Genomic DNA, 1,292 nt, shown 5'->3' with positions numbered 1-1,292 from the left:
TTCCCCGCCTCACCCACGAACAGGCCTTGGCCGGCCGGCTGCGCGGTCTGAGCCGCCTGGTGCGCGGCCTGCTGCTGGTCGGCCTGCCGCTGCTGCTGCTCTCGCCCCTGTGGCTGTGGTGGCATCCAGGCGCCATTCCCCTGGACGGCCGCGATTCAATGGGCCTGGGTGACGCCGGCCTGGCCGCTCCCGCCCGCCTGCGGCTGCTGGGTCTGACCTACTTCGGCCTGCTGTTCGCACTGGGCATGGCCTGGCAGCTCTGGCGCCTGTTCGGCGAATACGGCCAGGGGCGCCTCTTTTCCGACCGGGCCGTGCAGTCGCTGCGCCGGCTGGGGGCCTGGCTGCTGGCCGACTGGGTGGCCGGCCCGCTGATCCATGCTGCGGCCAGCGTGGCCCGCACCTGGGACAACCCGCCCGGCCAGCGCATGCTCGCACTGAGCTTCGGGTCCAACGACTACCAGCAGCTGGTCTTCGCCCTGCTGGTGCTGGCGCTGGCGCGGGTGATGCAGGAGGCGGCCCGGGTGGCCGCCGAGAACGAGGGCTTCGTCTGATGCCCATCGTCGTCAACCTGGACGTGATGCTGGCCAAGCGCAAGATGCGCTCGCGCGAACTGGCCGAGCGGGTGGGCATCACCGAGCAGAACATCTCGCTGCTCAAGTCGGGCAAGGTGCGGGGCGTGCGCTTCGACACCCTGGAAGCCATCTGCCAGGCCCTGGACTGCCAGCCCGGCGACCTGTTGAGCTACGCGCCGGACGCCGCCGATGCCGGCCGCAGCGAACCCCGCTGAGTTCCGCCCCGCACCCGGCTGGCGCCGCGGCGGGCTGGCTGTGCTGACCCTGCACCTGGCCTTGCTGGGCCTGTGGCGGCAGGCCCTGCACCAGACCGACGTCGCCGTGCCGCCCACCGCCACGGCCCCGCTGGTGTGGCTGAACTTGCCGGCGCCGGTGCCGGCCACGGCATCGCCTCGGCCCGAGTCCCGCCGGTCGCCCGCAGCCCCGGCCCCGGCGCGCCCCGGGATGCCGGCCGTGGAGCGCCCTGCGCCGCCACCCGCGCCGCTGCAGTGGTCGGTCCCCGCGGCAGAGGCCCCGCCAGCCGCGGCCCCCGCGCCATCGGCCCCGGCCCCATCCCGCGGGCGGCTGCTGGACAACGCGGCGACCCAGGCCGCCATCCGCGAGGGCGCCCGCCAACCGCTGCTGTCCGAGCGCGCGGCCTCGGCCACCGGCATCGCGCCGCGCACCCAGGCACAGCGTCTGTCGGAAGGGGTCAGTCAGGCCGCCCAGGGCGACTGCCTG

Annotated in this window: 2 protein-coding genes and 1 pseudogene; all 3 read left to right on the top strand. The window is 74.9% G+C overall.

Annotation, left to right across the window (positions count from 1 at the left end):
- The coding region (locus I73_RS28500) for a DUF2975 domain-containing protein (protein ID WP_022981625.1) at positions 1-551 on the top strand (551 nt) is incomplete at its 5' end.
- Positions 551-787, top strand: a complete 237-nt coding sequence (locus tag I73_RS16480; protein ID WP_022981624.1) for a helix-turn-helix transcriptional regulator — start codon at positions 551-553, stop codon at positions 785-787. The genes I73_RS28500 and I73_RS16480, both read left to right, overlap by 1 nt.
- A pseudogene (locus I73_RS16475) lies at positions 762-1,292 on the top strand (hypothetical protein); the annotation flags it as partial. The gene I73_RS16480 and the pseudogene I73_RS16475, both read left to right, overlap by 26 nt.

Origin of the sequence: Ideonella sp. B508-1 (assembly GCF_000333615.1) — a bacterium.
Taxonomy (GTDB): domain Bacteria; phylum Pseudomonadota; class Gammaproteobacteria; order Burkholderiales; family Burkholderiaceae_C; genus Ideonella.
This window is presented reverse-complemented; position numbering and strand designations above follow the sequence as displayed.